General features: G+C 66.2%; 27 protein-coding genes. 15 read left to right on the top strand and 12 right to left on the bottom strand.

What is annotated here, in order from left to right; genetic code table 11:
• Positions 1–17 precede the first annotated feature (17 nt).
• Positions 18–1,049, top strand: coding sequence for a hypothetical protein (locus G9Q80_RS26475; RefSeq protein WP_088716190.1), 1,032 nt, complete (start codon positions 18–20; stop codon positions 1,047–1,049).
• Between the two features lie 6 nt (positions 1,050–1,055).
• Here the strand turns inward: G9Q80_RS26475 and G9Q80_RS26470 are convergent, their stop codons facing one another.
• From G9Q80_RS26470 to cobS, 4 genes are all read right to left on the bottom strand, one after another.
• Positions 1,056–1,316 (bottom strand): hypothetical protein, encoded by a 261-nt coding sequence (locus G9Q80_RS26470; RefSeq protein ID WP_133066440.1) that lies wholly within the window; start codon positions 1,314–1,316, stop codon positions 1,056–1,058.
• A gap of 223 nt (positions 1,317–1,539) precedes the next feature.
• On the bottom strand, positions 1,540–1,959 hold the full coding sequence (locus G9Q80_RS26465) for a hypothetical protein (RefSeq protein ID WP_133066441.1): 420 nt from the start codon (positions 1,957–1,959) through the stop codon (positions 1,540–1,542).
• A 72-nt stretch (positions 1,960–2,031) separates the two neighbouring features.
• Positions 2,032–2,709, bottom strand: a complete 678-nt coding sequence (locus G9Q80_RS26460) for an aspartate/glutamate racemase family protein (RefSeq protein WP_088716193.1) — start codon at positions 2,707–2,709, stop codon at positions 2,032–2,034.
• Positions 2,710–2,857: 148 nt separating this feature from the next.
• Complete coding sequence (cobS, locus tag G9Q80_RS26455; protein WP_043137864.1) at positions 2,858–3,844, bottom strand: cobaltochelatase subunit CobS; 987 nt, start codon at positions 3,842–3,844, stop codon at positions 2,858–2,860.
• 92 nt (positions 3,845–3,936) lie between these two features.
• Here cobS and G9Q80_RS26450 point away from each other — a divergent pair, with 92 nt between their 5' ends.
• From G9Q80_RS26450 to rpiA, 4 genes are all read left to right on the top strand, one after another.
• Positions 3,937–4,488, top strand: coding sequence for a sigma-70 family RNA polymerase sigma factor (locus tag G9Q80_RS26450; RefSeq protein WP_043137862.1), 552 nt, complete (start codon positions 3,937–3,939; stop codon positions 4,486–4,488).
• Positions 4,485–5,165: an anti-sigma factor gene (locus tag G9Q80_RS26445; protein ID WP_088716194.1), complete on the top strand. Its 681-nt coding sequence runs from the start codon at positions 4,485–4,487 to the stop codon at positions 5,163–5,165. Before G9Q80_RS26450 ends, G9Q80_RS26445 begins: the two co-directional genes overlap by 4 nt.
• 109 nt (positions 5,166–5,274) lie before the next feature.
• A complete protein-coding gene (locus tag G9Q80_RS26440) occupies positions 5,275–5,709 on the top strand; it encodes a hypothetical protein (protein WP_088716195.1) in 435 nt (144 codons plus the stop codon).
• Positions 5,710–5,819: 110 nt separating this feature from the next.
• Positions 5,820–6,602 (top strand): ribose-5-phosphate isomerase RpiA, encoded by a 783-nt coding sequence (gene rpiA, locus G9Q80_RS26435; RefSeq protein WP_088716196.1) that lies wholly within the window; start codon positions 5,820–5,822, stop codon positions 6,600–6,602.
• Positions 6,603–6,723: 121 nt separating this feature from the next.
• On the opposite strand, the gene G9Q80_RS26430 is transcribed toward rpiA, so the two are convergent.
• The 3 genes from G9Q80_RS26430 to G9Q80_RS26415 form a co-directional block, all read right to left on the bottom strand.
• Positions 6,724–7,848 carry a hypothetical protein gene (locus G9Q80_RS26430; RefSeq protein WP_184757107.1) on the bottom strand — a complete coding sequence of 375 codons (1,125 nt, stop codon included), beginning with the start codon at positions 7,846–7,848 and terminating at the stop codon, positions 6,724–6,726.
• Between the two features lie 279 nt (positions 7,849–8,127).
• A complete protein-coding gene (locus G9Q80_RS26420) occupies positions 8,128–9,390 on the bottom strand; it encodes a SulP family inorganic anion transporter (RefSeq protein ID WP_088716198.1) in 1,263 nt (420 codons plus the stop codon).
• 61 nt (positions 9,391–9,451) lie between these two features.
• Complete coding sequence (locus G9Q80_RS26415) at positions 9,452–10,408, bottom strand: calcium/sodium antiporter (protein WP_088716199.1); 957 nt, start codon at positions 10,406–10,408, stop codon at positions 9,452–9,454.
• 168 nt (positions 10,409–10,576) lie between these two features.
• On the opposite strand from G9Q80_RS26415, the gene G9Q80_RS26410 reads away from it, so the two are divergent.
• The 4 genes from G9Q80_RS26410 to G9Q80_RS26395 all read left to right on the top strand — a co-directional run bounded on the left by G9Q80_RS26410 (position 10,577) and on the right by G9Q80_RS26395 (position 14,502).
• Positions 10,577–12,019 carry an FAD-dependent oxidoreductase gene (locus tag G9Q80_RS26410; protein ID WP_088716200.1) on the top strand — a complete coding sequence of 481 codons (1,443 nt, stop codon included), beginning with the start codon at positions 10,577–10,579 and terminating at the stop codon, positions 12,017–12,019.
• A gap of 61 nt (positions 12,020–12,080) precedes the next feature.
• Positions 12,081–13,241, top strand: coding sequence for an FtsH protease activity modulator HflK (gene hflK, locus G9Q80_RS26405; protein WP_088716201.1), 1,161 nt, complete (start codon positions 12,081–12,083; stop codon positions 13,239–13,241).
• The gene (hflC, locus tag G9Q80_RS26400; protein WP_043137850.1) at positions 13,241–14,305 is read left to right on the top strand and encodes a protease modulator HflC; all 1,065 of its coding nucleotides are present in this window, start codon (positions 13,241–13,243) and stop codon (positions 14,303–14,305) included. The genes hflK and hflC overlap by 1 nt, the downstream gene beginning before the upstream one ends.
• Before the next feature lie 17 nt (positions 14,306–14,322).
• Positions 14,323–14,502, top strand: coding sequence for a DUF2065 domain-containing protein (locus G9Q80_RS26395; RefSeq protein ID WP_052244320.1), 180 nt, complete (start codon positions 14,323–14,325; stop codon positions 14,500–14,502).
• A gap of 120 nt (positions 14,503–14,622) precedes the next feature.
• On the opposite strand, the gene G9Q80_RS26390 is transcribed toward G9Q80_RS26395, so the two are convergent.
• Entirely contained in the window at positions 14,623–15,336 is a 714-nt protein-coding gene (locus G9Q80_RS26390) for a metallophosphoesterase family protein (RefSeq protein WP_088716202.1), read from the bottom strand.
• Between the two features lie 373 nt (positions 15,337–15,709).
• On the opposite strand from G9Q80_RS26390, the gene G9Q80_RS26385 reads away from it, so the two are divergent.
• Positions 15,710–17,182: a DegQ family serine endoprotease gene (locus G9Q80_RS26385; protein WP_043137844.1), complete on the top strand. Its 1,473-nt coding sequence runs from the start codon at positions 15,710–15,712 to the stop codon at positions 17,180–17,182.
• Between the two features lie 83 nt (positions 17,183–17,265).
• Here the strand turns inward: G9Q80_RS26385 and G9Q80_RS26380 are convergent, their stop codons facing one another.
• From G9Q80_RS26380 to G9Q80_RS26370, 3 genes are all read right to left on the bottom strand, one after another.
• On the bottom strand, positions 17,266–18,048 hold the full coding sequence (locus G9Q80_RS26380) for a pyrroline-5-carboxylate reductase family protein (protein WP_088716203.1): 783 nt from the start codon (positions 18,046–18,048) through the stop codon (positions 17,266–17,268).
• A gap of 29 nt (positions 18,049–18,077) precedes the next feature.
• The gene (locus tag G9Q80_RS26375) at positions 18,078–18,608 is read right to left on the bottom strand and encodes a peptidoglycan-binding domain-containing protein (protein ID WP_088716204.1); all 531 of its coding nucleotides are present in this window, start codon (positions 18,606–18,608) and stop codon (positions 18,078–18,080) included.
• 98 nt (positions 18,609–18,706) lie between these two features.
• Positions 18,707–19,039 (bottom strand): OB-fold nucleic acid binding domain-containing protein, encoded by a 333-nt coding sequence (locus tag G9Q80_RS26370; protein WP_043137836.1) that lies wholly within the window; start codon positions 19,037–19,039, stop codon positions 18,707–18,709.
• A 187-nt stretch (positions 19,040–19,226) separates the two neighbouring features.
• Here G9Q80_RS26370 and G9Q80_RS26365 point away from each other — a divergent pair, with 187 nt between their 5' ends.
• The 5 genes from G9Q80_RS26365 to G9Q80_RS26345 all read left to right on the top strand — a co-directional run bounded on the left by G9Q80_RS26365 (position 19,227) and on the right by G9Q80_RS26345 (position 24,053).
• Positions 19,227–19,550 carry a 2Fe-2S iron-sulfur cluster-binding protein gene (locus G9Q80_RS26365; RefSeq protein ID WP_043137834.1) on the top strand — a complete coding sequence of 108 codons (324 nt, stop codon included), beginning with the start codon at positions 19,227–19,229 and terminating at the stop codon, positions 19,548–19,550.
• 62 nt (positions 19,551–19,612) lie between these two features.
• The gene (locus G9Q80_RS26360; RefSeq protein WP_088716275.1) at positions 19,613–20,308 is read left to right on the top strand and encodes an FG-GAP repeat domain-containing protein; all 696 of its coding nucleotides are present in this window, start codon (positions 19,613–19,615) and stop codon (positions 20,306–20,308) included.
• A gap of 208 nt (positions 20,309–20,516) precedes the next feature.
• Positions 20,517–21,332 carry a TIGR00282 family metallophosphoesterase gene (locus G9Q80_RS26355; protein ID WP_088670867.1) on the top strand — a complete coding sequence of 272 codons (816 nt, stop codon included), beginning with the start codon at positions 20,517–20,519 and terminating at the stop codon, positions 21,330–21,332.
• On the top strand, positions 21,329–22,249 hold the full coding sequence (locus tag G9Q80_RS26350; RefSeq protein WP_232788276.1) for a DMT family transporter: 921 nt from the start codon (positions 21,329–21,331) through the stop codon (positions 22,247–22,249). Before G9Q80_RS26355 ends, G9Q80_RS26350 begins: the two co-directional genes overlap by 4 nt.
• A 25-nt stretch (positions 22,250–22,274) precedes the next feature.
• On the top strand, positions 22,275–24,053 hold the full coding sequence (locus G9Q80_RS26345; RefSeq protein ID WP_088716205.1) for an SLC13 family permease: 1,779 nt from the start codon (positions 22,275–22,277) through the stop codon (positions 24,051–24,053).
• Positions 24,054–24,060: 7 nt separating this feature from the next.
• Here G9Q80_RS26345 and G9Q80_RS26340 read toward each other — a convergent pair whose 3' ends face one another.
• Positions 24,061–24,795, bottom strand: a complete 735-nt coding sequence (locus G9Q80_RS26340) for a glutamine amidotransferase (protein WP_074623322.1) — start codon at positions 24,793–24,795, stop codon at positions 24,061–24,063.
• Positions 24,796–24,810 lie beyond the last annotated feature (15 nt).

Genomic DNA, 24,810 nt, shown 5'->3' with positions numbered 1-24,810 from the left:
CTAAGAGGATTTCGATCATGCCGCGCTGGTTTCTTGCCCGAATGGTCTGCCTGTTGCCCGCCGCCGGGCGGGGCGATGTCACCTGTGCCGAAATGCAGGTTGCGCTGCATGTGCCGCCGCCCGTCGGCGCCGTGTCGGAGGACCCGGACGGCCCGCTTGGTTGCAGCCGCAAGGCGCTTGAGATGTTCGCGCTGAACACGGTGGCGGTGGCCGAGGCGTCGCCTGTGACGGATCTGTCGCAGCTGCACGGGGCCTGGCTGGGCGACCTGGTGCTGCCGTACCTGCTGGGCATCACCGTACCGGGGCAGGAGGTGCTTGTCTTTGCCCCGGGTGACGAGCCGGACACGGTCAGGGTGACGCAATACTGGATGCGGGCGCTGACCTTGCCACATTCGCCGCTTTGGTCCGATGAAGGGCAGTATGCCGGTGTGGCCGCCGAGGCTACGCTGGAACGTGACGACGATGGCCGGTTCAAGGTGGCCGATTTCGGCGAGTCGCTGCGCTATGGGACGCTGCGCCTCGAGGATCCGCGATCCTACGATCTGTTGGTGAAGGCGCAGCTCAACCATTTCGAATTGCCGTTTTCGCTGGGGCGGGCAGGGGATGTGCTGGTGCTGGACGGTGCGCTGCGCGATCCGACCACGCGCGATCCGGGTGCCTACAAACGCACCTATACCCGCATCGCGCCCGAGGCGGCAGAGCTGGCGCTGGCCACGGTTCTGACCTTCGAGTTGAGCCAGGCCCGCTACATGGACTGCCTCGCCCACCAGATCACCGAGGGGCAGGGGCCCCTGTTCGACGCGCTGGGAAAGGGCGGCTTGCCATCGCTGGAGCATTTCGTGCGTGAGTCCGTGGGCGATGCGATGGTCACTGACCGGCTGAGCGGCCAGTTGCGAAGTGCCACGGACGAGGCCGAGCGCAAGCGGCTCCGGGAGGTCCTGCGCGCCTCCGCCGAGGCGCGGGTCGCCCAGTTCAGCGATCCTGACCGGCGCGCCTTCATCGCGCGGATGATGGAGGCCTCCGGCGGTTTCTGTCCTGATTTCTTCTGAACGGGGTCAGCTCAGCAGCAGGGCAGAGCAGGGCCGCATGGCCTGCCATGCCGCCGCGGCGGCACGGCGCTTGCGGTCGGGGTCGGTGTGGAACGTCGCGATCTGCAGCAATTGTGCCTGCGCCATCTTGGCACGGATGCGCATGTCCAGGATCTGAGGTCCCGCCAGGCCCGAATTAGGCGCGACCGTGTCCAGCAGCATTTCGAACATCGCGCGGCGGTCCTGTTCGGCCTCTGCACCGCCACCGATCAGCCAGCGGTGTTCCATCTCTGCCGAGGCGCGGCCGAGACAGACGGCAAAGACCTGGGTTCTTTCCCGCGGCGCGTCAGTCAGTGCCGCCAGGGGCGTGGCGAGGAGGGAGAGGAGGCCAAAAAGGCCGATAAAAGTTTTCAAAGCGACCATAATTTGAGATTCGTAGCAGGATTTTCGCTCAAAAATAAGGCGAAATGAAAACTTTTCGTGCCGACGTGGCGCAGGCGACCCGGGCCAGTCACGCACCAGGCGGTATCCGCCCGATCACCAGGCGATCACAGGCAGAGAGTTGTTGAGAGATCACGCCCAGGGCGATCCGGCTGCGGCGCGGATCGGTGCCGAACCGTGCGGTGTCGAGCAGCCCGCTGGCGGCGTGTTTCTGGGCGATGCGAAAGCTGATCAATTGCCGCTTTATCTGATTTTGGTCCGGCGCGTCATGCAACGCCGCCGCCAGCATTGCGGCAAAGAGATCGCGCCGCATGGCGGCAGCCTCGGTGTCGCCCTGCATCAGCCAGGCATGTTCCAGAACGGCGGTATACCGCGCCTGGCAGGCGGCCAGCGTCAGTGCCTCTTCCGAGGGGGAGGCGGTGTTCGCCGCGTGCAGCGCCGATCCGAAAGCCAGGAGAAGCGCCGCGAGATATGTTCGCAAACCGTTCATGCAGGGAACGGTAGCAAGCAGAGATTTAAGAAGAGTTTTCGACACCGCGCGTCATCGGCGCAACGGGTGCTGTCAGGTGGCCAGGGTCTTGCGCCCGGTCAGAAGGTCGGCCAGTTCGGCCACATGCACGTCCAGCGCGTCGATTACCGGATAACCCGGGTCCTGCCCGTCGAAGGCAAGGCTGAGATCGGTGCCTGCCAGCACGATGGCCTCGGCGCCCTGGTCCTTGACCATGCGGCGCCCGGCGTCGTGAAAGACCCGGCGTTGCGCCTCTGTGCAGACCCCGGCAACCGCCATGTCCTGGTAGAGCTGGCCCAGCTCCTCGGTCTCGTCGTCGAGGGCCACGGCCTCTGTCCGGTCCAGTTGCCCGTAGAGACGCGTGCGCATGACCACGCGGGTGCCCAGCAGGCCGACACGGTGCAGCCCCCGTGACTGGAAATGCGCATCCAGTGGGGCGACGGCGGAGATCAACGGAAGGGCAGAGCGCCTGACCGTCTCGTCAAAACAGAAATGCCCGCCCAGCGAGGTGATCGCCACCGCATCGCATCCTGCCCGCGCCAGCCGGTCGATGTGGCGGGCGTAGATCTCTGCCTGCGCCTCGCGGTTGTCGGCCAGGTTGTTGCGGATCAAGGTCTGCACGTCCGCATGGTCGATGGTCAGGTCGCAGGCCCCGCCGACGACGGCCGTCAGGCGCTGGTAGTAGACGACGGTCGCGGCAACACCGATGCCGCCGATCAGGCCAAGGTGCATGGCAGGCTCCTGTCGGGAATGCGTCGGTTGAATGTTTACCGGCATATGGCCGGGCGCAAGGGGGCGCCGCGCATGACCTGGCCGCAAAAGAAAATGCCACCCGCTGCCGGATGGCATTTCGAAGGGATTGGCCAGTGTCGGCGGCGGCTCAGACCAAGCTGAGGCTGGCGGCGCTTTCCGGCAGTTCCTCGTCAAAGCAGCGCTGGTAGAACTCTGCCACGGTCTGGCGTTCCAGTTCGTCGCATTTGTTCAGGAAGGACACGCGGAAGGCATAGCCGACGTTGCGGAAGATCTCGGCGTTGGTGGCCCAGGCGATCACGGTCCGCGGGCTCATGACGGTCGACAATTCGCCGTTCATGAAGGCGCGGCGGGTAAAGTCGGCCACGGTCACCATCTGGCGGATCGTCTTGCGCCCCTTCTCGGTGTTGTAGTGGGGCGCCTTGCTGAGGACGATGTTGGTTTCCGCGTCGATCGAGAGATAGTTCAGCGTCGCGACCAGCGACCAGCGGTCCATCTGGCCCTGGTTGATCTGCTGTGTGCCGTGATAGAGGCCTGTCGTATCGCCCAGGCCCACGGTGTTCGACGTCGCGAAGATGCGGAAATACTTGTGCGGGGTGATGACCTCGTTCTGGTCCAGAAGGGTCAGCTTGCCGTCGGTTTCCAGAACCCGCTGGATCACGAACATCACGTCCGCGCGGCCGGCGTCGTATTCGTCAAAGACGATGGCGGTGGGGTTGCGCAGGGCCCAGGGCAGGATGCCCTCCTGGAACTGCGTGACCTGCTTGCCGTCCACCAGCTTGATCGCGTCCTTGCCGATCAGGTCGATCCGGGAGATGTGGCTGTCGAGGTTCACACGCACCGCTGGCCAGTTCAGCCGCGCTGCGACCTGTTCGATGTGAGTCGATTTGCCGGTGCCGTGGTAGCCCTGGATCATCACGCGGCGGTTGTTGCGAAAGCCCGCAAGGATCGCCAGCGTCGTGTCGGGGTCGAACTTGTAGGTGGAATCGAGGTCCGGCACACGGTCTGTCCGGTCGGGAAAACCGTGTACGATCATGTCCGTATCGATGCCAAAGACTTCACGGACAGAGATTTCCTCGGTCGGTTTCGCGTTGATATCGATCGTGCCGTCCGCCATTGTTCCCACGTCCCTCTGTCAAAGCTCGAATGCTTCGCGTTAGGTGCAACATATCTTCAGGAGTGGCAAGAGGAAGTGGTGAGACGATCCCTATGACTGCGCAGGATGAAATCGAGGCTCTGCTGGGCCAGGTGGCGGGTGGCGACCGTGGCGCCTTTCGCAGGCTCTACGCCGCGATGGCCCCGCGGCTTTACGGTCTCGCCCTGCGCATTCTACGTGATGAAATGCTGGCGCAGGACATTCTCGAAGAGGTTTTCACCGGTGTGTGGAAGGACGCGGGCCAGTATCGTGGCGCGCTGGCGGCGCCCGAAACCTGGCTGGTGACGATCACCCGCGATGCGGCCATCGCGCGGCTGGGCGTGGAACGGGCGGCGGGCCGGATGGCCGGGCCGCTGGAGATCACGGAGCGTCTTTATGCCACGCGCCCGGAGACAGAGGACCTGGCCGGAATGCGGGACGAGGCCCGCGCGCTGGAGATCTGCCTGCGGGAACTGCCGCGCGCCCGGGCCGACATGTTGCGCCATGCCTATCTCTACGGTGCCACCTACGATGACCTGGCCAGGAGTGCGGGAACCTCGAAGACTGCGTTGCGCGCGGCGGTGCGGACCGACCTTGTCCAGGTGCGTGAGTGCCTGAGCCGATGAACGCCCAGCTGGATACCGGACTGCCCGGCGGTGCCGAGGCGGGCGCGGCCGAGTATTCGCTTGGGCTGATGCCCAAGGCGGAAATCGCCGCCTTCGAGGCGCAACTGGCCGTCGACACGGACCTGCAGCAGGACGTGGCGGCCTGGACAGAGTACTTCGCCAGTTTCACCGACATCATCCCCGCCGAAACGCCACCGCCGCAGGTTTTGCGCCGGATCGAAGGGCAGGTCTTTGGCGCCGAGGATCGTCGCCCGGTGTGGCGTCAGGTACTGCCCTATCTCGTGGGGGCGGTCGCCGGGGCCGCGATTGCCTGGGTCGTGCTGACCTCCGGCCTGTTGGAGACGCAGGCGCCCACGCTGGGTGCGGATCTTGCCGGGGCGGAGGGGCTGGCATTGGACGCGCGGTTTGCGCCCGCGACAGGCGTTCTGACCGTGACCCTCCGGCAGGGCGATGCAGGTGAGGGGCGCGTGCTGGAGCTCTGGTTGCTGCCCGAGGATGGCGCGCCGGTGTCGCTGGCGCTGTTGCGTGGCGCCGAGACACTCGTCGCGGTCCCCCCGGCGTTGGCGGAGAGGATGGATGGGGCGCGTCTCGTGGTCTCCGAAGAGCAGCCCGGCGGATCGCCGGACGGCAGGCCCTCGGGCGATGCCCGGGCCGAAGGCGTCCTGGTCGGGCAATAGCAACGCGCCGGTCATCATGCAGTCACGCCAATTGGCCAGGCGGGGTTGCGTCCACGCAGGGCGGGGCCTAACGCTTTGCAGGAAATTCCTTTTGTATTGGAGAGTCGCGATGGTTCGCATGTTCAAATCCGCCCTGGTCACAACCGCCCTTGTCCTGGCCGGCGCACTGCCTGCTGCCGCGCAGCAAGGGCTGGTCGAAGTCCCGATCAACAACTCGTTTTCGGTCAATGAGCTGAACTGGGACAGCGCTCTCGGCAAGGTCGAGTTTGCCTGGGCGGTTCTGGATATCCGGGGTGTGACCTATGTCTGTGGAGCCAGCAGCGCCTCGACCAGCTTTGCCCATCGCAAGACCAAGACCGTCTTTCGCAAGGGCTGGGTCAAGGTCGGCAACACCAAGGTTCTGAAAGACCTGAGCTACTTCACCCGGGCGCCGCGCAACACCGACCTGGGCACGGTCAGGGCGCGCTGCAAGCCGCTACCGGGCAAAGCCGGCGCTGCCAATGACTTCCTGCTGGGGTTCGATCCGGTGCGCGTTCGGCTGTAAGCCCGCTTGCGGGGGCGAACCCATTAAAGGGCTTGGCAGTTTTGCCTCGCCCGAAAGGGCGGCGGCGCCTATAACGGCGCCGTGACGCCCGCGAAACCAAGGAGAGATCCATGACCGGAGAGCTGTCCCCGATCGACAAGGCCAAGTTCGCCGCGGCGAAACAGGCGGCGTCCCTGGTGGAGTCGGGCATGCGGGTCGGGCTGGGCACGGGATCGACCGCGGCCTGGCTGGTGCGCTGCCTTGGGGAACTGGTGCGCGAGGAGGGGCTGCGTTTTCGCGGGGTGCCGACCTCGAGCCGGACGGCGGACCTGGCGCGCGACGTGGGGATCGAGGTGGTTTCGCTGGACGAGGCGCGCTGGCTGGACCTGACGATCGACGGTGCGGATGAGTTCGACGGTGATCTGAACCTGATCAAGGGCGGCGGCGGCGCGCTGTTGCAGGAAAAGATCGTGGCCACCGCCAGCGACCAGATGGTCGTCATCGCCGATGCCGCCAAAGAGGTGGAAAGGCTGGGAAATTTCCCGCTTCCGGTCGAGGTGATCCCCTTTGGCTGGCAGACGACGCAGGCGCTGATCGAGGAAACTCTGGTGTCGATGGATGTCATGGGGCGCCAGACGACGTTGCGGATGAACGGCGAACGGCCCTTCTTCACCGACGAGGGCAACCACATCCTGGACCTGCACCTGGGCCGGATCGGGAATGCCCGGCAACTGGCGATGGTCCTGAACCAGATCCCCGGCGTGGTGGAGAACGGGCTGTTCATCGACATCTGCGACAAGGTCATCATCGGCTATGGCGACGGGCGGGTGGAAACCCGCGACATCAACGCCGGTACGGTGAGCGAAAGCCAGCTGGAATTCGTCGAGGACGACAACATCTTTCGCGACATCTGACCCTAGTCTGACGGTCGGAAAGTGAACCGTTCAGTCTGTACGTTTTGTACAAAACGTACGCTGTTTCCAGCATTTTGTACAAAGTGGCCGGGCAGTCTGGTGACAGCCCGGCCGGTCGATTTCATTCCATCGATTCAGGCACGGCGTATTCGTGGATGAATTCGATCACTGCCCGCGCGTCATCCGCGGCCAGAGTGAAGGCATCCAGCGAGCCGGAGTCCGAGGCATCGGTTCCCCCGAACACCGTGTCGTAGATATCGACGGTTTCGACCACGAAGGACCCGTCGTCCTGCTCGACCAGAACGGAGGCTGTCAAACCATCGTAGGTGTCGGACCGGTCATAGGAGAAATCCGAGTAGTCGATCACCGAATAGGTCACGTCGCCGGAGGTGGTCGTATTGATCCCGAGGAAGGCGTCGATGTAGGCGATCTCGTCGGAGGTGAACGCACCGGTCTTGTCCGTCGCGGCTGCGAGGAACGCAGCAGCGGCCTCGATGTCCGCGGTGGTGAACGTTCCGTCGACCAGGAAATCGAACTCCGTCCCGACCAGGTCATCGGGCGTAAGGCCCGGAATGCTGCCTGTGGTCAGGAGAGACACGTAGATCGCCAGGTTTTCCAGCGGCGAGTCGATGGTCTTTTCAACGCCATCGAGCGTCAGCACCAGGCGCCCCGCGGCATCCGTGGTGATCGCGGTCGCGCTGGACAGCACTTCGATCACTTCGGCGGCCCGGGTATCCAGGACCTTGTCGGGGGCGCGACCGACATTCAGCCGCCCAAGTTCGACCTCGACCGTCAGGGTCTCGTCGAGCGGATGCCCCTCTTCGTCGAGTGCGATCAGGTTGCCCTCGGCGTCGAGCGGCTGAACAAACCCGTCGTCCGTCAGGATCGGAACGCCGTTCTCGTCGCGCAGGATCACCCAGAGGTCGCCGAAGAGATCGCCCTTGTCCGGACCGGTATTCGCCGGCGGGCCGCCTGCGGTGCCACCGCCGCCGCCGCCACTGGCGGGTCCCGCCGTTGCCGGGCGACCGGTTCCCCGTTCAGCCTCGTCGGTGACGACAACGGGTGCATTGCCGCCACCGCCGCCGGTGATGTCGCGGAAGATAACGCCCAGGTCCCTGTCCGGGCCACGGTCGCCGGGCCCGGCACCGCCGCCGCCAGCACCGCCGCCGCCAGCTCCTCCGCCGCCAGCTCCTCCGCCACCGCCTCCGCCGCCGTTACCCTGGGCGTATGCGACATCGGGGGACACTGATGCGGTCGTCAGAACGGCGGCCGCGGAAAACGCAATGAGCAAACCACTTACCGATCCGAGAAACCTGTTTCGACTTTTCATGAGGTAAACTCCTGTATCGAGTGACCGCCAAACGGGCTCACGTTGTTGCAGCGGAACGCCAGCGGTGTGCAGGGGAGTGAAACAGAGCGGACAGGGGAGTACATTGACTTGAATCAACCGGCGCTTTGCCGCGCGTTTTCATGATCCGCGCGTCTCGAGCAGCCTGCCCCGGGACGCGGCGCCGAGGCAACGCGTCTAGCGGTCCCTGGGGTCCCACTCTGCCGGGGGCACATCGCGCCGCGCCAGCCGCAGGGCGAGACCAAGCCCGACGCCGACCGCGATCGCCACGGTCAGGTCTGTCAGCACCGTCAGTACCAGCGTCAGCAGCAGCAGCGTGACGTCAGAGGGACGCTCTGACAGGTAGCTGCGCCATTTGTGCGGCTCGGACATGTTCCAGGCGGTCAGGATCAGCAGGCCGGCAAGCGCGGGCATGGCCATGCCGCCGGCCAGCGGGGCGGCGAGGAACATCACCACGAGAATGGTCAGCGCATGGACCAGCCCGGCGACGGGCGTGCGTCCACCGGCGCGGACGTTGGTGGCGGTGCGGGCGATGGCGCCGGTGACCGGCAGCCCGGCAAAGAGCGACGACCCGATGTTGGCGGCGCCCTGGGCCAGCATCTCGGCATTGGGGCGGTGGCGGCCCGCGATCATGCGGTCGGCCACCATCGCCGAGAGCAGCGACTCGATTCCGGCCAGGAAGGCGATGACAAAGGCAGAGGGCAGCAGTTCCGTGACCCGCGCCAGGGTGATGTCCGGCAAGGCGGGCATGGGCAGGCCCCGGGGCAGGGCGCCGAAGCGGCTGGCGATGCTGTCGACCGGCAGGGCCAAAAGCGCGACCGTGGCAGAGACCGCGCCCACGGCGAGGATCAGGCCGGGAAAGCGCGGCCAGAGGCGGCGGAGCAGAACGATCAGCCCCATCGTTGCCAGGCCCGAGGCCAGCGCGGCGGTGTTCATCGTCTCGCGCGCGGCCCAGAGCGCGGCGAGCTTGGGCAGGAATTCGGCCGGAACCTCCTCCATCGTCAGGCCGAAGAGGTCCTTCAACTGGCTGGTGGCGATGATGATGGCGATGCCGATGGTAAAGCCGTTGATGACGGGCTCGGGCACCAGGGCGATCAGCCGCCCGGCGCGCAGGGCGCCCGACACCAGCAGGATCACCCCCGCCATGAGCGTTGCCAGCACCAGCCCATCATAGCCATGCTGGGCGATGGTGGCGAAGACCACGACGATGAAGGCCCCTGTCGGCCCGCCGATCTGCACCCGGCTGCCACCGAGGGCCGAAACGAGAAAGCCGCCGATGATGGCCGTGACCAACCCGCTGGCGGGATCGGCGCCCGAGGCGATGGCAATGGCCAGGCTGAGCGGCAGGGCGACCATCGCCACGGTCACGCCCGCCAGCGCATCGCGCGTCAGATCGGCCCGCGAATAGCCGGGCAGGGTGGTCAGCAGCTTGGGTTTCATGGGCAAAGAGCTACGCCTGCCGGGGTGGGGGCGGCAATGGACGCGTGGTCGCAGGAGCCGATCAGGCCTGAAGGATGAGCCAGCCGAGGTAGGCCGCGTATCCCGCCAGCAGCACCGCCGCCTCGCCGCGCGAGACGCGCGCGCCGGTGACGGCAAAGAGAAGCAACAACAGGGTTGTTCCGAGCATCACCCAGATATCCAGTTCCAGCACCTCTGCCGGGACCTGGATGGGCGCAACCAGCGCCGTCACGCCGAGGATGCCGAGCAGGTTGAAGATGTTGCTGCCGATGATGTTGCCGAAGGCGACCTCGCCTTCGCCCTTGCGCACCGCCATGACCGAGGTCACGAGTTCCGGCGTCGAGGTGCCGATGGCGACGATCGTCAGGCCGATCAGGGTTTCGGACACGCCCGCCGCAGCGGCCAGGCCCACCGCGCCGCCAACCAGCAGGCGGGCGCCGAAGATGGTCAGCGCCAGCCCCGCCAGCGCCATCAAAATCGCTGGCCAAAGTCGCTGCGGGCGGGTGGGCAACAGGTCGGCCTCACCCATGTAGACGGCCCCGGCAGCGGTGCTGCGGCGTCGCTCGGCAACCAGGGTGGCGGTCAGATAGGCACCCAGGACAACGATGAAACCGGCCCCTGCAAGACGCCCGATCTCGCCGCTGGTCAAGGCCCAGAGAGCCAGCCCCGTCGCCAGCAAAAGCATCGTGCCATCCCGCATCAGCGCCCGACGGTCGACGGCGATGGAGCTTACCAGTGCCGCGATCCCGAGGATCAGGAGCACGTTGCCGATATTGCTGCCCAGTACGTTGCCGACGGCGATGCCCGGCGATCCCGAGAGCGCGGCCTGCAGGCTGGTGACAAGCTCGGGCGCGGAAGTGCCGAAGCCGACAAGGGTCAGCCCGATGATCATCGGCGGCACGCGCAGCCCGCGCGCCACGGCCACGGAGCCGCGCACCAGGAGGTCGCCTCCGACGACCATCGCTGCCAGTCCGAGGAGAATGTAGAGCCCGTCGATCATCCCAGCGTTCCCGAAACTTGTCAGTCCTTACGGCGCAGGATGTGGGAGCGGGCGTTGCATGGTCAAGGTCATCTGCCGGGACCCACGCGGCCTGCCGGCAAAATCGCCGTCTGGTCATCGCGGGGTCCATGTGAAATACCTTGGCCCGCGGTATTGCAGGAGCGATGGATGAGCGATTTCGACTATGATCTCTTTGTCATCGGCGGCGGATCGGGTGGCGTGCGCGCGGCCCGGGTGGCGGCGGGCGAGGCGGGCGCGAAGGTGGGTCTGGCCGAGATGGACCGTTACGGCGGCACCTGCGTGATCCGGGGCTGCGTGCCCAAGAAGCTCATGGTCTTTGCCAGCGAGTATTCCCACATGCCCGCCGAGGCGCGCGCCTATGGCTGGGACATTGCCGATGGCGCCTTTGACTGGAGCCGGTTCCATGCCCAGCTGAAGACCGAGCTGGACCGGCTGGAGGGTGTCTATCGCAAGCTGTTGTCCGGGTCGGGCGTGGAAAGCTTTGACGCGCGGGCGCGGCTCAAGGATGCGCATACGGTCGAGCTGTCGAATGGCGAGGTGAAGACCGCGAAACACATCCTGATCGCCAGCGGCGGGCGCCCGGTGCGGCCCGACATGCCCAACGCGCACCTGGGACAGGTTTCGGACGACATCTTTCACTGGGAGCGGCTGCCGCGGTCGGTGCTGATCGTGGGGGGCGGCTATATCGCCTGCGAATTCGCCTGCATCCTGCACGGGCTGGGGGTCGAGGTGACGCAGTATTATCGCGGGGCGCAGATCCTGCGTGGCTTCGACGAAGAGGCCCGCGGGCTGATCGCCGATGCGATGAAGGAACGCGGCATCGACCTGCACACCGGCACGAACATCGTCGAGATGCACCGCGCCGACAGCCCCGAGGCGCAGGGCATGGAGGCGGCGCCGGTCGAGGCGAGCCAGTTCGGCGGTGCCCATGAGGATGCGCCGGGCAGCGGACCGGTCCGGGTCAAGGCGACCAACGGCAATATCCGCGATTTCGACGCGGTGCTCTTTGCGACCGGCCGGGCGCCCAACACCGCCGACATGGGGCTGGAGGAGCTGGGCATCGGGCTGAGCCGCAACGGCGCCATCGAGGTCGATGCCTACAGCCAAACCAAGGTGCCCTCGGTCTATGCGATCGGTGACGTGACCGACCGGGTGAACCTGACGCCGGTGGCAATCCGCGAGGGCATGGCCTTTGTCGAAACGGTGTTCAAGGGCAACCCGACCCCGGTGGATCATGAGCTGATCCCCTCGGCGGTCTTCACCCAGCCCGAGATGGGCACCGTGGGTCTGAGCGAGGAAGCGGCGCGCGACCAGGAGGAGATCGAAGTTTACTGTACCTCCTTCCGGCCGATGCAGACCGCCTTTGCCGACCGGCCCGACCGGGTGCTGATGAAGCTGATCGTATCGAAGGCCACGCGCAAGGTGCTGGGCTGTCACATCGTCGCGCCCGGCGCGGGCGAGATGATCCAGCTGGCGGGCATCGCGATCAAGATGGGCGCGACCAAGGAAGACTTTGACCGGACGGTGGCGGTGCATCCGACCATGTCCGAAGAGATCGTGACCATGCGCAATCCGATGCGGAGCGCTTGAATTCGCAGCCGGGGCGCACAGGTTACAAGGCAATCCGACAGACGAGGAAGGACCGAAGTTCATGGCAGGTAACAGCGGCGGCCCCTGGGGGGGCGGCGGTGGCAACCAGGGCGGAGGTGGCAACGGCCATCGTCCGCACAACGGCGGTGGCGGCGGTGGCCGCCGTCCCGACGACAACCAGATGCCCGAGATCGACGAGTTGATGAAGAAGGGCCAGGAGCGGCTGCGCGTCCTGATGGGCGGTCGCGGCGGCGGCAATGGCAGCAACGGCGGCGGCAGCGGTGGCTCGGGTGGACCCGGCCTGACCCGCGGAACCGTGGCCATCGGTGTTGCGATCCTGCTGGGTCTCTGGGCCTTTGGCAGCTTCTACACCGTGCGGCCCGAAGAAAAATCGGTCGAGCTGTTGCTGGGGCGTGAATTCGCCGTCGGCAACCCGGGCCTGAACTTTGCCCCCTGGCCCTTTGTCACCTACGAGGTGGTCAACGTGACCTCGGAACGGACCGAGACGATTGGCGGCGGCCGTGGCGGCAACGACGGGCTGATGCTGACCACCGATGCGAATATCGTCGACATCGATTTCCAGGTGGTCTGGAACATCTCGGACCCGGCGCAACTGCTGTTCAACATCCGCGACCCGCAGCTGACCGTGCAGGCGGTGTCTGAATCGGTCATGCGCGAGATCATCGCCGCGTCCAACCTGGCGCCGATCCTCAACCGCGACCGGGGCGCCATTGCCGACAGCGCGCGTGAACAGATCCAGGCGACGCTGGACGAGTACGAATCCGGCATCAGCATCGTCCGGATCAACCTCGACACCGCCGACCCGCCGCGCGAGGTCATCGACGCCTTCCGCGCCGTCCAGGCGGCGGAACAGGAACGTGACCGGCTGGAACGCCAGGCCGACGCCTATGCCAACCGCGTCGTGGCCGAGGCCCGAGGCAAGGCCGCCGAGATCCGCGAAGAAGCCGAGGGTTATCGCGCCCAGGTGGTCAACCAGGCGGTTGGTGAGGCCGCGCGCTTTACCTCTGTTCAGGAGGAATACGCGCTGGCGCCCGAAGTGACGCGCCGCCGTCTTTACATCGAGACGATGGAAAAGGTGCTGGGCGACGTGGACAAGATGATCCTCGACAATACCGTGACCAGCGGCGGCGGTGCCGGTGGCGGCGTGGTGCCTTACCTGCCGCTCAACGAGCTGCGTCGCAACAGCGGAGGTGACCAGTGATGCGCAAGGTAACCTATCTCCTGCCGGTCTTCGTGATCGCCATCGTGGTCTTCCTGTCGTCGATCTTCGTGGTTGATGAACGGGAAAAGGCCCTGGTGCTGCAGTTCGGCCAGATCAGGGCCGTCAAGGAAGAGCCGGGTCTGGCCTTCAAGATCCCGCTGATCCAGGACGTTGTCCGCTACGACGACCGTATCCTGTCGCTGGACACCCAGACCATCGAGGTCACGCCCTCGGATGACCGCCGCCTGGTGGTCGACGCCTTTGCCCGCTACCGGATCGCCGATGTGGTCCAGTTCCGGCAGGCCGTCGGCGTAGGCGGTCTGCGCACCGCCGAGGACCGCCTGACCGGCATCCTCAACGCGCAGATCCGTGAAGTCCTGGGCGCCGACCAGGTCACTTCGGACCGGATCCTGTCCGAGGATCGTCGTGAGCTGATGAACCGGATCCGCGACAGCGCCCGGGCCGAGGCGCTTTCCCTGGGTCTGGAAGTTGTGGATGTGCGGCTGAAGCAGACCAACCTGCCGTCGCAGAACCTTGACGCCACCTTTGACCGGATGCGGGCAGAGCGTGAACGCGAGGCGGCGGACGAACGCGCCCGCGGTAACGAGGCGGCGGCGCGCGTGCGCGCACTGGCTGACAGGACCGTGGTCGAGACGCTCTCCGAAGCGGACCGGGATGCCAACGTGATCCGAGGCGAGGCCGACGCCGAGCGCAACCGGATCTTTGCCGAGGCCTATGGTGCGGACCCCGAGTTCTTTGCCTTCTACCGTTCGCTGCAGGCCTACGAGGTCTCGCTGAAGGGCGGCAACTCGACGATGGTGATGACGCCGGACAGCCAGTTCTTCAACTACTTCAAGAGCGAAGTGGCTTCCGGCGATCCGTTCCTGGCACCGACGCTGCCGTCGCCTACGGCCAGCCCGGTGGCGCCTGACGCGCCCGCGCCGGAAACCGCCGAGGACCCGGCCCCCGAAGGCCCGGCGCCCAGCGACCCGGCCCCGGAACCGAGCGATCCGGCGCCCGCGCCGGAGGCCCCCGAGGCCGACGCCGCACCCGTCGACAATTGAGCGGGTCGGACATCCTGATGGGGATCGGAATGGTCCTCGTGATCGAGGGGCTGGTCTATGCACTGGCCCCTCAGCTTGTGGAGCGCCTGCTTGAGGCGCTCCGCGAGATGAGCCTGGAACAGCGCCGCCTGCTGGGCGGTCTGACGCTGGTCACCGGTCTGATCGTCCTGTGGCTGGCACGGGGCGGGCTGTTCTGAGGGGGGCGGTCTGGGTCTTGCGGCGGGGGAGCTGTCGATCTTTGCGCTCTGCGTAAATGTCAGCGAAGCGGGACAAAGCGCCAATTCGCTTCACCTGCACCAATGTCGGCTTTTGGTTGTCTAGCCGGTTTTTCCGGGGCGACCGGCTGCCCGTAAGAAGACGGGTGCAGCATTTCCATCCAAAACGGCAGCAGTCAACAACCCATTCGACGTGGCACCTGTGTCGATACAAATCCGATTGGCCTTAACCACAGGTTCGTCACCGGGCGTATGACCGTGTACGACCACATAGCCATGTTCCTCTTCGCTATCTAGGAAGCGCGATCTAATCCAGAGCATATCTTTGGTTTCCTGTTGATCGATTGGAACGCCCGGGGTGATCCCCGCATGAACAAACAGATAGGGTTCGACGGCTTTGTAGAGTGGTAGAGAATTCAGCCAAGCAATTCTATCTTCACCCAAACTTGCATGAAGTTCGTCAGGGTCGTAGCCGCCAAATCGAAGAGACATACCAAAGGACGAAAGTGTTTCCTCACCTCCGTTGGAAAGCCAAGTGTACCAAGCCTGCCGATTGTCCGTGGCCAGACATTCCAGCAGCATCGCCTCATGATTTCCGAGAAGGCATGTCATTTGAAAACCGTCTAGGCCCGACATCAGCCGATCAATGACTTCACGGCTATGCGCACCGCCGTCGATGTAGTCGCCGATGTGGATCAACTCAGCATCTCTGCCCGAGTGCATTAGTCGGTGGTAATCGCGAATGTGTTCGTGCAAGTCGCGAAGCAAGTCGTCGCGACCATGTACATCACCAATTGCATAGATAACTTTGTCCATGATTTCAGATTAGAAGCTATAAACAAGCAATGCCATCAATCCCGCGAAGCGGCCATTCGTACACGTTGCAGCATCGGTGACTTCGGGCTCGAAGCCGCCGTTCGCCGTGCGAGCCATTGATGGCGGTACTGGGCCGGTTCATTTCTTTTCCAACTGACAGGTCTCCCCAACCCGCACGCCCCCCCTTCCGCCCCTGCACAAAGCGGAAAAGCGCCGATCCACGGCCTGCACGCCTGCTCACAACCCGGTGAGGCTGCATTTCAGCCCTTTGGTGTTGCGCCTGCGCACCTATGTTTGTCACACTGATCGATAGGAGGCAGGCGGCATCGCGTGACCTGCGCGTCTGCTGACTGGCAGAGACAAGGAGACCCCATTGAAACCGCAATCCCTCGCTCTGACGCAGGAAAACAAGACACCGCTGAGGCTGTTCTGGCTGGCGACGCTGTCGATGTTCCTGATCGTTTCGCAATCCCTCATGGCCTCGGCCCGCGGCGCTCCGGACAGCTTTGCCGACCTGGCCGAACGGATCAGCCCGGCCGTGGTCAACATCACCACCTCGACCACCGTTGCCGGCCGGTCCGGCCCGCGCGGCATCGTGCCCGAAGGCTCGCCTTTCGAAGATTTCTTTCGTGACTTTCAGGACCGTGGTGGCCCCGACCGTCCGCGCCGCTCTTCGGCGCTTGGCTCCGGCTTCGTGATTTCCGAAGACGGGTTCATCGTCACCAACAACCACGTCATCGAAGGCGCCGACGAGATCACCATCGAGTTCTTCGAAGGCTTCGAACTGCCCGCCGAACTGATCGGCACCGATCCCAACACCGACATCGCCCTGCTCAAGGTCGAGGCGGACCGTCCGCTGACCGCCGTGCCCTTTGGCGACAGCAACACCATGCGCGTCGGCGACTGGGTCATGGCGATGGGCAACCCGCTGGGCCAGGGGTTCTCGGTCTCGGCGGGCATCGTGTCGGCCCGCAACCGGGCGCTGTCGGGCACCTATGACGACTACATCCAGACCGATGCGGCCATCAACCGCGGCAACTCGGGCGGGCCGCTGTTCAACATGGACGGCGAGGTGATCGGCGTGAACACCGCGATCCTGTCGCCCAACGGCGGCTCCATCGGTATCGGGTTTTCGATGGCCTCGAACGTGGTGGTCAACGTGGTCGACCAGCTGCAGAAATACGGCGAGACCCGCCGTGGCTGGCTGGGCGTGCGCATCCAGGACGTGAGCGAAGACATGGCCGACGCGCTGAACCTGGCCGAAGCCAAGGGGGCGCTGGTGTCCGACGTGCCGGAAGGCCCGGCAAAAGAGGCCGGTGTGGCCGCCGGTGACGTGATCGTTTCGTTCGACGGTGTCGAGGTGGTGGACACCCGCCAGCTGGTGCGCGTCGTGGCCAATACGCCGGTCGGCAAGACCGTCCGCGTGATCGTCAACCGCGACGGCGAGACCCAGACCCTGAAGGTCACGCTGGGCCGCCGTGAAGAGGCGCAGACCGCCGTGCCGGCTGCCGCGCCCTCGACCCCGGACGAGCCGCCGGCCAAGATGGAAACGCTTGGCCTGACGCTCAGCCCGCTGACCGATGCGATCCGCGGTGAGCTGGACCTGCCCGCAGCCATGCAGGGCCTGGCGGTCATGGACGTGGACCCTGCCTCGGAAGCCTACGAAAAGGGGCTGCGCGCCGGTGACATCATCACCGAGGCGGGCCAGCAGGCCGTGGCCAGCATCGAGGACCTGGAAACCCGCATCGCCGAGGCGCGCGACGAGGGCCGCAAATCGATCCTGCTGCTGGTGCGGCGGGGCGGCGGCGACCCGCGCTTCATGGCGCTGGGCCTGGCGGCGAACTGAGCCGGTCGGAGACCTTTGGACATGACAAGGGGCGGCCTGTCGGGCCGCCCCTTTTGCGTTCCGGGAGAGGGAGGCCTGGGCGTTCAGGGCCGCATGTCGCGGGCCTTTTGCGCGGCGGCGCTCAGCGCCTTTGAGATGTCGCCGCGCAGGGGGCTGTCCTCAAGCACCTGCAGCCCGGCTGCGGTGGTGCCGGCGTAATCGAGCATCTGGCGGACGTGATCCGCGGCGCGGGGCGGATCCTCGGCCAACATCTCGCCACTGGCGCGAAAGAGCTGCCGGATGGCGCGGTCGGCGGCCTCGGGCGGGATGCCCTGCGCTTCGGCGTGTTCGGTCATGGCGGCGGCAAACCAGGCGACGAAACCGGGAACCGGCCCTGTGAGGGCGGTGAAGTGATCCAGTTGCGCCTCGTCCTCGAGCGCGTCTTCGGTGCCGCAGGCGGACAGCAGGCGGCGGACGACCATGCGGTCGTCCTCGCTGGCCCCGGGGGCCGCGACCCAGGGCGAATAGGCCAGCCGCCGCGCGGCGGCGGGGCTGGACATGGCGCGGATGATCCGGGGGCTGCCGGTCAGGCGCTGCAGGTCCGCGATCGTGACGGCGGCCATGACCGAAAAGATCAGCTTGTCCCCGGCGGGCAGGTGTAGGTCGGGCACCCCGGCGGGCGGGATGCTGATCAGGATCGTGTCGCAGGCCCCGGCCAGCGTGGCGGGATCGTCGGTGACGGTGACCTCGGCGGGCAGATCGCCCCGCGTTCCGCTGCGGTTGGCGATCCAGAGGTCGCCGGGCGCGACGGCGTCGCTGTCCAGCCAGGCCTGCGCGATGGCGCTGCCCAGCATCCCCGAGCCTCCGACGATGCCGATGCTGCTCATGTCAGGTGTCCTTTCGTGGGGCCGCGCGGTCAGGTTTCGGGCAGTTCGACCGCCACCAGCCCCAGCGCGCGGGCGGTTTCCAGCGAGAGTTGCGCGCTTTCCAGTCCGCGTTCGGACTGGTAGGTGCGCACCGCTGCCGTGGTCGGCGCGTCCATCCTACCGGAGATATTGCCCGAGAAATAGCCGCGGGCGGCCAGCGCCCGCTGTACGGAGGAAATGAACTCGGGCGTCATCTCTTCGGGGCAGGGGGCCTCGAAGGTGATCTCGGCGCGTTCGCGCACCACCTTGGGTACGGGGGCCCTGCGGTAGATCGGTGGGCGGATCACGGTGCCGTCCTCGGCGATCTCGGCCTGAACCACCTGCACCTCGCCCATGACATGTTCGTAGACGGCCGGCCGCAGGTCGCGGGCCTGGCAGGTGCCATCGTCGAGATGTTCGGCAAGGGGGGGCGCGGTATCGGGACTTTGCGCCTCGCGGCTGACGGATTGCGGGGTGTCGCAGGCGGCCAGCAAGACCAGCGCCACCAGCGGGGCGGCCCGGGGCCGGGAAAAACGGGACATGACTGCTCGGGCCTCTGGTGTGCCTTTTCTTTGCGGCAGGATAGCCGGTTTGGCCCGGTCTGCCTAGAGGCTGGCGGCGGCGCGCGCGGGACCCTGCCTCAGGGCGTGTCAAGCAGCCGGTCGAGCAGGGGCGAGATGTCCTCGATCTGTTCGGAAATGACATGGGTGACGCCGTTCTCGCGCTGGACGCGGCCGGTGACGCGCAGCATGCGGCCCGCGATCACCGCGCGGCGGAAGCGTTCGTAGAGCTTGCGCCAGACGATGACGTTGACGACGCCGGTCTCATCCTCGAGCGTGATGAAGATCACGCCCTTGGCGGTGCCGGGGCGCTGGCGCAGGATCACCAGCCCGGCCACGGTGACGCGGGCGCCGTTGGGCGGCTCGCCCAGGCGGCTGGCGATCAGGCAGGAGGGGGGCTGTGGCCAGGTCATGCGAACGAATGTAGAACATGCGGCGGGGGCGACCAAGCCCTCCTGCCGCAATTGTCATCGGCAGGTGCGGCACACGCGGGGACGTGCGGCAAAAATATCGGATTCCGTCCATGTGCTGACGCAAATGGGACTGGCGGGGCAGGGGCGTCCCCACTAGGTAGGGGACGGATCAAGACGGAGCGGTGAAATGGCAAAGATCACCTATATCGAGCACAACGGCACCGAACATGTCGTGGAGGTGCCCACCGGGCTGACCGTGATGGAAGGCGCGCGCGACAACAACATTCCCGGCATCGAGGCGGATTGCGGCGGCGCTTGCGCCTGTTCGACCTGCCATGTCTACGTGGCCGAGGACTGGGTCGAAAAGCTGCCCGCGCGCGAGGACATGGAAGAGGACATGCTGGACTTCGCCTATGAGCCCGATGCCAAGCGCTCGCGCCTGACCTGCCAGCTGCGGGTGAGCGATGCGCTGGACGGGCTTGTCGTGCAGATGCCCGAGAAGCAGATCTGATGCCTGCCCGGGCGCCGCGTGTGCCGTGGCGCCCCTGGCGTGCGCCCGCCCGCGGCGCGTGGATGGCGCTGTGCCTGTGGCTGGCGGGCCTGACCCCGGTCGTGGCGCAAGAGGCGGTTGCCGCCAGGTACGAGGGCGAGGTGAGGCGTTATCCGCATGGCGTTCTGGGTGACGAGATCGAGTATGACACGCTGGCGGTGACCCTGTCGGACGGACGCGTGCTGCGCCGCCGATGGCAGGCCCCGCTGGTCTTCGAGGACCTCGCGCCGAGGCTCTGGGACGTGACCGGCGACGGGGTGCCGGAGGTGGTGACGGTCGAGAGCCACGCGGACCGCGGCGCCCGGCTGGCGATCTGGGAGGTGCGGCAGGGTGACCTGCAGCCGCTGGCCGCGACACCTTTCATCGGCCAGCGCTTTCGCTGGCTTGCGCCCGTGGGCGCGGCGGACCTTGACGGCGATGGCGCCATCGAGATTGCCTATGTCGATCGGCCCCACCTGGCAAAGACCCTGCGCATCTGGCGCTACCAGAACGGCACTCTGACCCAAGTGGCCGCCGCCGAAGGGTTTTCCAACCACCGGATCGGCTGGGATTACACCGTCGGCGGACTGCGGGTTTGCGGCGAGGGGCCGGAAATTGTCCTGCCTTCGGGGGACTGGCGGCACGTGATGGTGGTGGACCTGGCGGCGGGCAGCCTCGAGCGTTACGCCAGCGATCCCTACAGCCCCGAGATGCTGACCGCCGTGATGGAGTGTCGCTGAAACCGCGGCGCGGCGCCCTTGGCGGACCGGGTTTGGGTATTTTTGCCAAGAAGAAACACAAGGCGCGCGCCTGTGGCTTCTTCTTGGTTCAAATACCGCCGGGGGAGTCGACCGAAGGGAGACGGGGGCAGAGCCCCCTTTTCATCTCCTTTCGCGTGGAACGATTCGGGCTTAACTTTCCCGGACGCCCGAATTACCCATGTCGCCCATGAAGATACTCTTTCTAGGTGACGTGATGGGCCGCGCCGGGCGGCAGGCGATCACGGAGCGTCTGCCTTCCCTGCGCAAGGACTGGCGGCTGGATTTCGTCATCGTGAACGGCGAGAACGCGACCAACGGCCACGGGTTGTCGGCAGAGCATGCCAAGGCGATCTTCGAGGCCGGGGCCGATGTCATCACCCTGGGCGACCACGCCTTCGACCAGAAAGAGATGCTGACCCATATCGAGGGCGAGACACGCATCATCCGACCGCTGAACTTTGCCCGGCAGGCACCCGGACGGGGGGCGGCGCTGTACAAGGATGCGCGCGGGCGCAAGGTGCTGGTGGTGCAGGCCCTGGGGCAGGTCTTCATGAGCCGCAACTACGACAGCCCCTTCACGGCGGTGGACGAGACGCTGAAACGGCATCCGCTGGGCGGACAGGCGCAGGCCATCGTCGTCGACATGCATTGCGAGGCCACCTCGGAAAAGATGGGCATGGGGCATTTCTGCGACGGGCGCGCCAGCCTTGTCGTGGGGACGCATACCCATGTGCCGACCTCGGACACGCAGATCCTGCCGGGCGGCACCGCGTTCCAGTCGGACGCGGGCATGTGCGGCGACTACAACTCTGTCATCGGGATGGACCCGGCGGAACCGCTGCGCCGGTTCGTCAACGGCATGGCCAAGGGCCGGTTCAACCCGGCGTTGGGCGAGGCCACCCTGTCGGGCGTCTATGTCGAGACCGATGACATGACCGGCAAGGCGGTTTCCGTGCAGATGGTCCGCCAGGGTGGGCGGCTGGCGCCCGCCGGCCCCGCGTGAGCCGCCTCTTGCCCTTTGCCACGCTGGTGGTGACGGGCGCGGCCTGGGGGGCGACGCAGCCACTGATGAAAGTGGCGGTGTCGGAGGGCTATCGTCATTTCGGCCTGATCTTCTGGCAGACGGTGCTGGTGGGGCTGCTGCTGGGCGCGCTGACGGTGTTGCGTGGCAAGCGCCTGCCCATGCATGCTCCGGCGCTGCGGCTGTACCTGTTCATCGCCGTGGTCGGTACGGTGGTGCCGGGCATCGCCTCTTACCAGGCGGCGGTGCATCTGCCTTCCGGCGTGCTGTCGATCCTGCTGAGCTCGGTGCCCATGTTCGCCCTTCCGATTGCCCTGGCGCTGGGCATCGACCGGCCGGAGCCGCGGCGCATCCTGGGCTTGCTGCTGGGGCTGGGCGGCGTGGCGGTGCTGGTTCTGCCTGAGGCAAGCCTGCCGGCAGGGACTCAGGCGGTCTGGATCGCGGTCGCACTGATTTCCTCGGCCTGTTACGCGCTGGAAGGCAACATGGTGTCGAAATGGGGCACTCAGGGGCTGGATGCGGTGCAGGTGCTGACCGGCGCTTCGATCCTGGGGGTCGTGCTGAGCCTTCCCCTGGCGCTGGCCAGCGGACAGTTCATCACGCCGGCGCTGCCGCTGACAGGGCCGGACAAGGCGGTGATCGCCAGCGCCGCGCTGCATGCCTTTGCCTACTCCGCCTATGTCTGGCTCGTGGGCCGGGCGGGCGCGGTCTTTGCCGCCCAGGTGAGCTATCTTGTCACGCTGTTCGGTGTCTGCTGGGCGATGCTGTTTTTGGCCGAGGCCTACTCGGGCTGGGTCTGGGTGGCGCTGGCGCTGATGATGGCGGGCATGGCCCTTGTGCAGCCGCAGCGTAAACCGCTTGTGCCTGTCCCGCCAAGCGGTCAGAATGCGGCCGGTTGAGTGCGGGCGATAGGCTGAGCAATACATGATCGGGATCGAGCTGAGCCAGACAAGCCAGGCGGTGATGACGCTTGCCGTGGTGATCGGTATGTTCGTGCTTTTCGTCCGTGAAACCTATCCGACAGAGGTTACGGCCATTGGCGGTGTCGCGGTGCTGCTGGTGCTGGGCGTCCTGCCCTATGACGCGGCGCTCGACGTGCTGTCGAACCCGGCGCCCTGGACCATCGCGGCGATGTTCCTGGTGATGGGGGCGCTGGTGCGGACCGGGGCGCTGGATGCCTTCACGGGCTTCGCGCAGGAACAGGTGGCATTGCGGCCCAAGCGGGCCATCGGCGGCATCCTCCTTGTGGTGATCGTCGCCTCGGCCTTCATGAACAACACGCCGGTGGTGGTGGTGATGCTGCCGATCTTCGTGCAGATCGCCAAGACGATGGGCATCGCGCCGTCGAAACTGCTGATCCCGCTGAGTTACGCGGCGATCCTGGGCGGCACCCTGACGCTGATCGGGACCTCGACCAACCTGCTGGTCGACGGGGTGGCCCGCACCCAGGGGCTGCAACCCTTCACCATTTTCGAGGTGACGCCGCTGGCGATCATCCTGGTGGCCTGGGGGATGGTCTATCTCTATTTTGTGGGGCGGTTCCTGCTGCCCGAGCGGACCTCGATGGCGGGGATGCTGTCGGATCGCTCGCGGATGAAGTTCTTTACCGAGGCGGTGATCCCGCCGGATTCGAACCTGATCGACCGCGAGGTGCTGGGCGTGCAGCTGTTCAAGCGCGACGGCGTGCGGCTGATCGACGTGATCCGGGGCGATGAATCGCTGCGCCGCAACCTGCAGGGGGTAAAGCTGCAACTGGGTGACCGTGTGGTGCTGCGCACGCAGATGACCGAGCTGTTGTCGCTGCAACGCAACAAGGAGCTGAAGCGCGTCGACCAGGTGTCGAGCAAGGAAACGACCACCGTCGAGGTGCTGATCACGCCCGGCTGCAAGATGGTGGGCCGGTCGCTGGGCGCGCTGCGCCTGCGGCGCCGGTTTGGGGTCTATCCGTTGGCGGTGCACCGGCGGAACCAGAACATCGGGCGCCAGCTGGACGACCTGGTGGTGCGCGTGGGCGACACGCTGCTGCTGGAGGGCAACGCAGAGGACGTCAAGCGTCTGGCGGACGAGATGGATCTTGTCGACGTGGCGCATCCTTCGGCGCGGGCCTTTCGCCGGGGCCACGCGCCGGTGGCGCTGGGGGCGCTGGGCGGCATCGTGGCGCTGTCGGCGCTGGGCGTGGCGCCGATCCTGGCGCTGGCGGTGGTCGCCGTTGCGGTGGTGCTGCTGACCCGCTGCATCGACGCGGACGAGGCGTTTTCCTTTGTCGAGGGGCAGCTATTGGCGCTGATTTTTGCCATGCTGGCGATCGGTGCCGCGCTGGAGGCCAGCGGTGCGGTCGGGCTGATCGTGGGCGTGGTGGCCCCCCTGATGGCCAAGCTGCCGGCGCCGCTGGTGATCTGGGCGGTCTACCTGCTGACCAGTATCCTGACCGAAACCGTGTCCAACAACGCCGTGGCCGTGGTGGTGACCCCCATCGCCATCGGCCTGGCCAGCGCCATCGGGGTGGACCCGCGTCCGCTGGTGGTGGCGGTCATGGTGGCGGCCTCGTGCAGTTTCGCCACGCCCATCGGCTACCAGACCAACACGCTGGTCTATGGTCCGGGGGGCTACAAATTCTCGGATTTCTTCAAAGTCGGACTGCCGCTGAACCTGAGCGTGGGTGTGCTGTCGGCGCTGCTGATCCCCTATTTCTGGCCGCTTTAGCGGTCCGTCAGCCGTAGCGTTCCACGAAACCCTCGAGCAGGCGGGGCGGTTCGGTGACCTTTGCCGCGCGGCACATCTCGATCAGGGCGTCTGCCTCTTCGGGGGCGAAATAGCCCTTGTGGCGATAGATGCGGATGCGGGTTTCGAACTCGGCGGCGTCGGCCTCGGGGTGGAACTGGGTGGCGTAGACGTTCTGGCCGTAGCGGATCATCTGGTAGGGGCAGGGGCCGGACGAGACCAGGTGCACCGCGCCCTTGGGCAGGTTCTGCACCGCTTCCTTGTGGCCGACGAAAGCGTCGAACTGCTCGGGCAGGCCGGCGGTCAGGGGGTCCTTGGCGCCCTCGGGCGTGGTATAGCAGGTCACGGCGCCCACGGGTTCGTTGAACCGGCCCTTGGCCACCTCGGCGCCCAGGTGGTGGGCCAGGATGCCGATGCCATAGCAGCAGCCCATGAAGGGAATATCCTCGGCGGTGATGCGGGGCATCAGGCGCAGGATGGACTCTTCGATGCGGCGTTCCACCGGGTCCTTGTCTGCGGGCCTGTCGCTGACGCAGCCGGGGCCGCCGCCGACGATCACCCCGGCATAGTCGCCCGGGTCCATGTCGCGCGGCAGATCCTCCTGTTCCAGGCGCATCCGGTGGACGCGATCGGCGCTCAGGCCGGAGGTGTCCAGGATGGCGCGGTACTCGGACTCGCTGGCCTCGGGTTCGGGGCGCAGCTGGAGGAGGAGGAATCGGCTCATGACCTTGCGCTACCG

This window comes from Mameliella sp. LZ-28, assembly GCF_012274245.1.
Lineage (GTDB): Bacteria > Pseudomonadota > Alphaproteobacteria > Rhodobacterales > Rhodobacteraceae > Antarctobacter > Antarctobacter albus.
Note: the sequence above shows the minus strand (reverse complement) of the source record. Positions and strands in the feature narration are given on the sequence as shown.

Excerpts from the sequence above, each read along its gene's own strand:
- G9Q80_RS26475 (WP_088716190.1), top strand. The coding sequence starts at position 18 with ATGCCGCGCTGGTTTCTTGCCCGAATGGTCTGCCTGTTGCCCGCCGCC.
- G9Q80_RS26470 (WP_133066440.1), bottom strand. The coding sequence starts at position 1,316 with ATGGAACACCGCTGGCTGATCGGTGGCGGTGCAGAGGCCGAACAGGAC.
- G9Q80_RS26465 (WP_133066441.1), bottom strand. The coding sequence starts at position 1,959 with ATGAACGGTTTGCGAACATATCTCGCGGCGCTTCTCCTGGCTTTCGGA.
- G9Q80_RS26460 (WP_088716193.1), bottom strand. The coding sequence starts at position 2,709 with ATGCACCTTGGCCTGATCGGCGGCATCGGTGTTGCCGCGACCGTCGTC.
- cobS (WP_043137864.1), bottom strand. The coding sequence starts at position 3,844 with ATGGCGGACGGCACGATCGATATCAACGCGAAACCGACCGAGGAAATC.
- G9Q80_RS26450 (WP_043137862.1), top strand. The coding sequence starts at position 3,937 with ATGACTGCGCAGGATGAAATCGAGGCTCTGCTGGGCCAGGTGGCGGGT.
- G9Q80_RS26445 (WP_088716194.1), top strand. The coding sequence starts at position 4,485 with ATGAACGCCCAGCTGGATACCGGACTGCCCGGCGGTGCCGAGGCGGGC.
- G9Q80_RS26440 (WP_088716195.1), top strand. The coding sequence starts at position 5,275 with ATGGTTCGCATGTTCAAATCCGCCCTGGTCACAACCGCCCTTGTCCTG.
- rpiA (WP_088716196.1), top strand. The coding sequence starts at position 5,820 with ATGACCGGAGAGCTGTCCCCGATCGACAAGGCCAAGTTCGCCGCGGCG.
- G9Q80_RS26420 (WP_088716198.1), bottom strand. The coding sequence starts at position 9,390 with ATGAAACCCAAGCTGCTGACCACCCTGCCCGGCTATTCGCGGGCCGAT.
- G9Q80_RS26415 (WP_088716199.1), bottom strand. The coding sequence starts at position 10,408 with ATGATCGACGGGCTCTACATTCTCCTCGGACTGGCAGCGATGGTCGTC.
- G9Q80_RS26410 (WP_088716200.1), top strand. The coding sequence starts at position 10,577 with ATGAGCGATTTCGACTATGATCTCTTTGTCATCGGCGGCGGATCGGGT.
- hflK (WP_088716201.1), top strand. The coding sequence starts at position 12,081 with ATGGCAGGTAACAGCGGCGGCCCCTGGGGGGGCGGCGGTGGCAACCAG.
- hflC (WP_043137850.1), top strand. The coding sequence starts at position 13,241 with ATGCGCAAGGTAACCTATCTCCTGCCGGTCTTCGTGATCGCCATCGTG.
- G9Q80_RS26395 (WP_052244320.1), top strand. The coding sequence starts at position 14,323 with ATGGGGATCGGAATGGTCCTCGTGATCGAGGGGCTGGTCTATGCACTG.
- G9Q80_RS26390 (WP_088716202.1), bottom strand. The coding sequence starts at position 15,336 with ATGGACAAAGTTATCTATGCAATTGGTGATGTACATGGTCGCGACGAC.
- G9Q80_RS26380 (WP_088716203.1), bottom strand. The coding sequence starts at position 18,048 with ATGAGCAGCATCGGCATCGTCGGAGGCTCGGGGATGCTGGGCAGCGCC.
- G9Q80_RS26375 (WP_088716204.1), bottom strand. The coding sequence starts at position 18,608 with ATGTCCCGTTTTTCCCGGCCCCGGGCCGCCCCGCTGGTGGCGCTGGTC.
- G9Q80_RS26370 (WP_043137836.1), bottom strand. The coding sequence starts at position 19,039 with ATGACCTGGCCACAGCCCCCCTCCTGCCTGATCGCCAGCCGCCTGGGC.
- G9Q80_RS26365 (WP_043137834.1), top strand. The coding sequence starts at position 19,227 with ATGGCAAAGATCACCTATATCGAGCACAACGGCACCGAACATGTCGTG.
- G9Q80_RS26360 (WP_088716275.1), top strand. The coding sequence starts at position 19,613 with ATGGCGCTGTGCCTGTGGCTGGCGGGCCTGACCCCGGTCGTGGCGCAA.
- G9Q80_RS26355 (WP_088670867.1), top strand. The coding sequence starts at position 20,517 with ATGAAGATACTCTTTCTAGGTGACGTGATGGGCCGCGCCGGGCGGCAG.
- G9Q80_RS26345 (WP_088716205.1), top strand. The coding sequence starts at position 22,275 with ATGATCGGGATCGAGCTGAGCCAGACAAGCCAGGCGGTGATGACGCTT.
- G9Q80_RS26340 (WP_074623322.1), bottom strand. The coding sequence starts at position 24,795 with ATGAGCCGATTCCTCCTCCTCCAGCTGCGCCCCGAACCCGAGGCCAGC.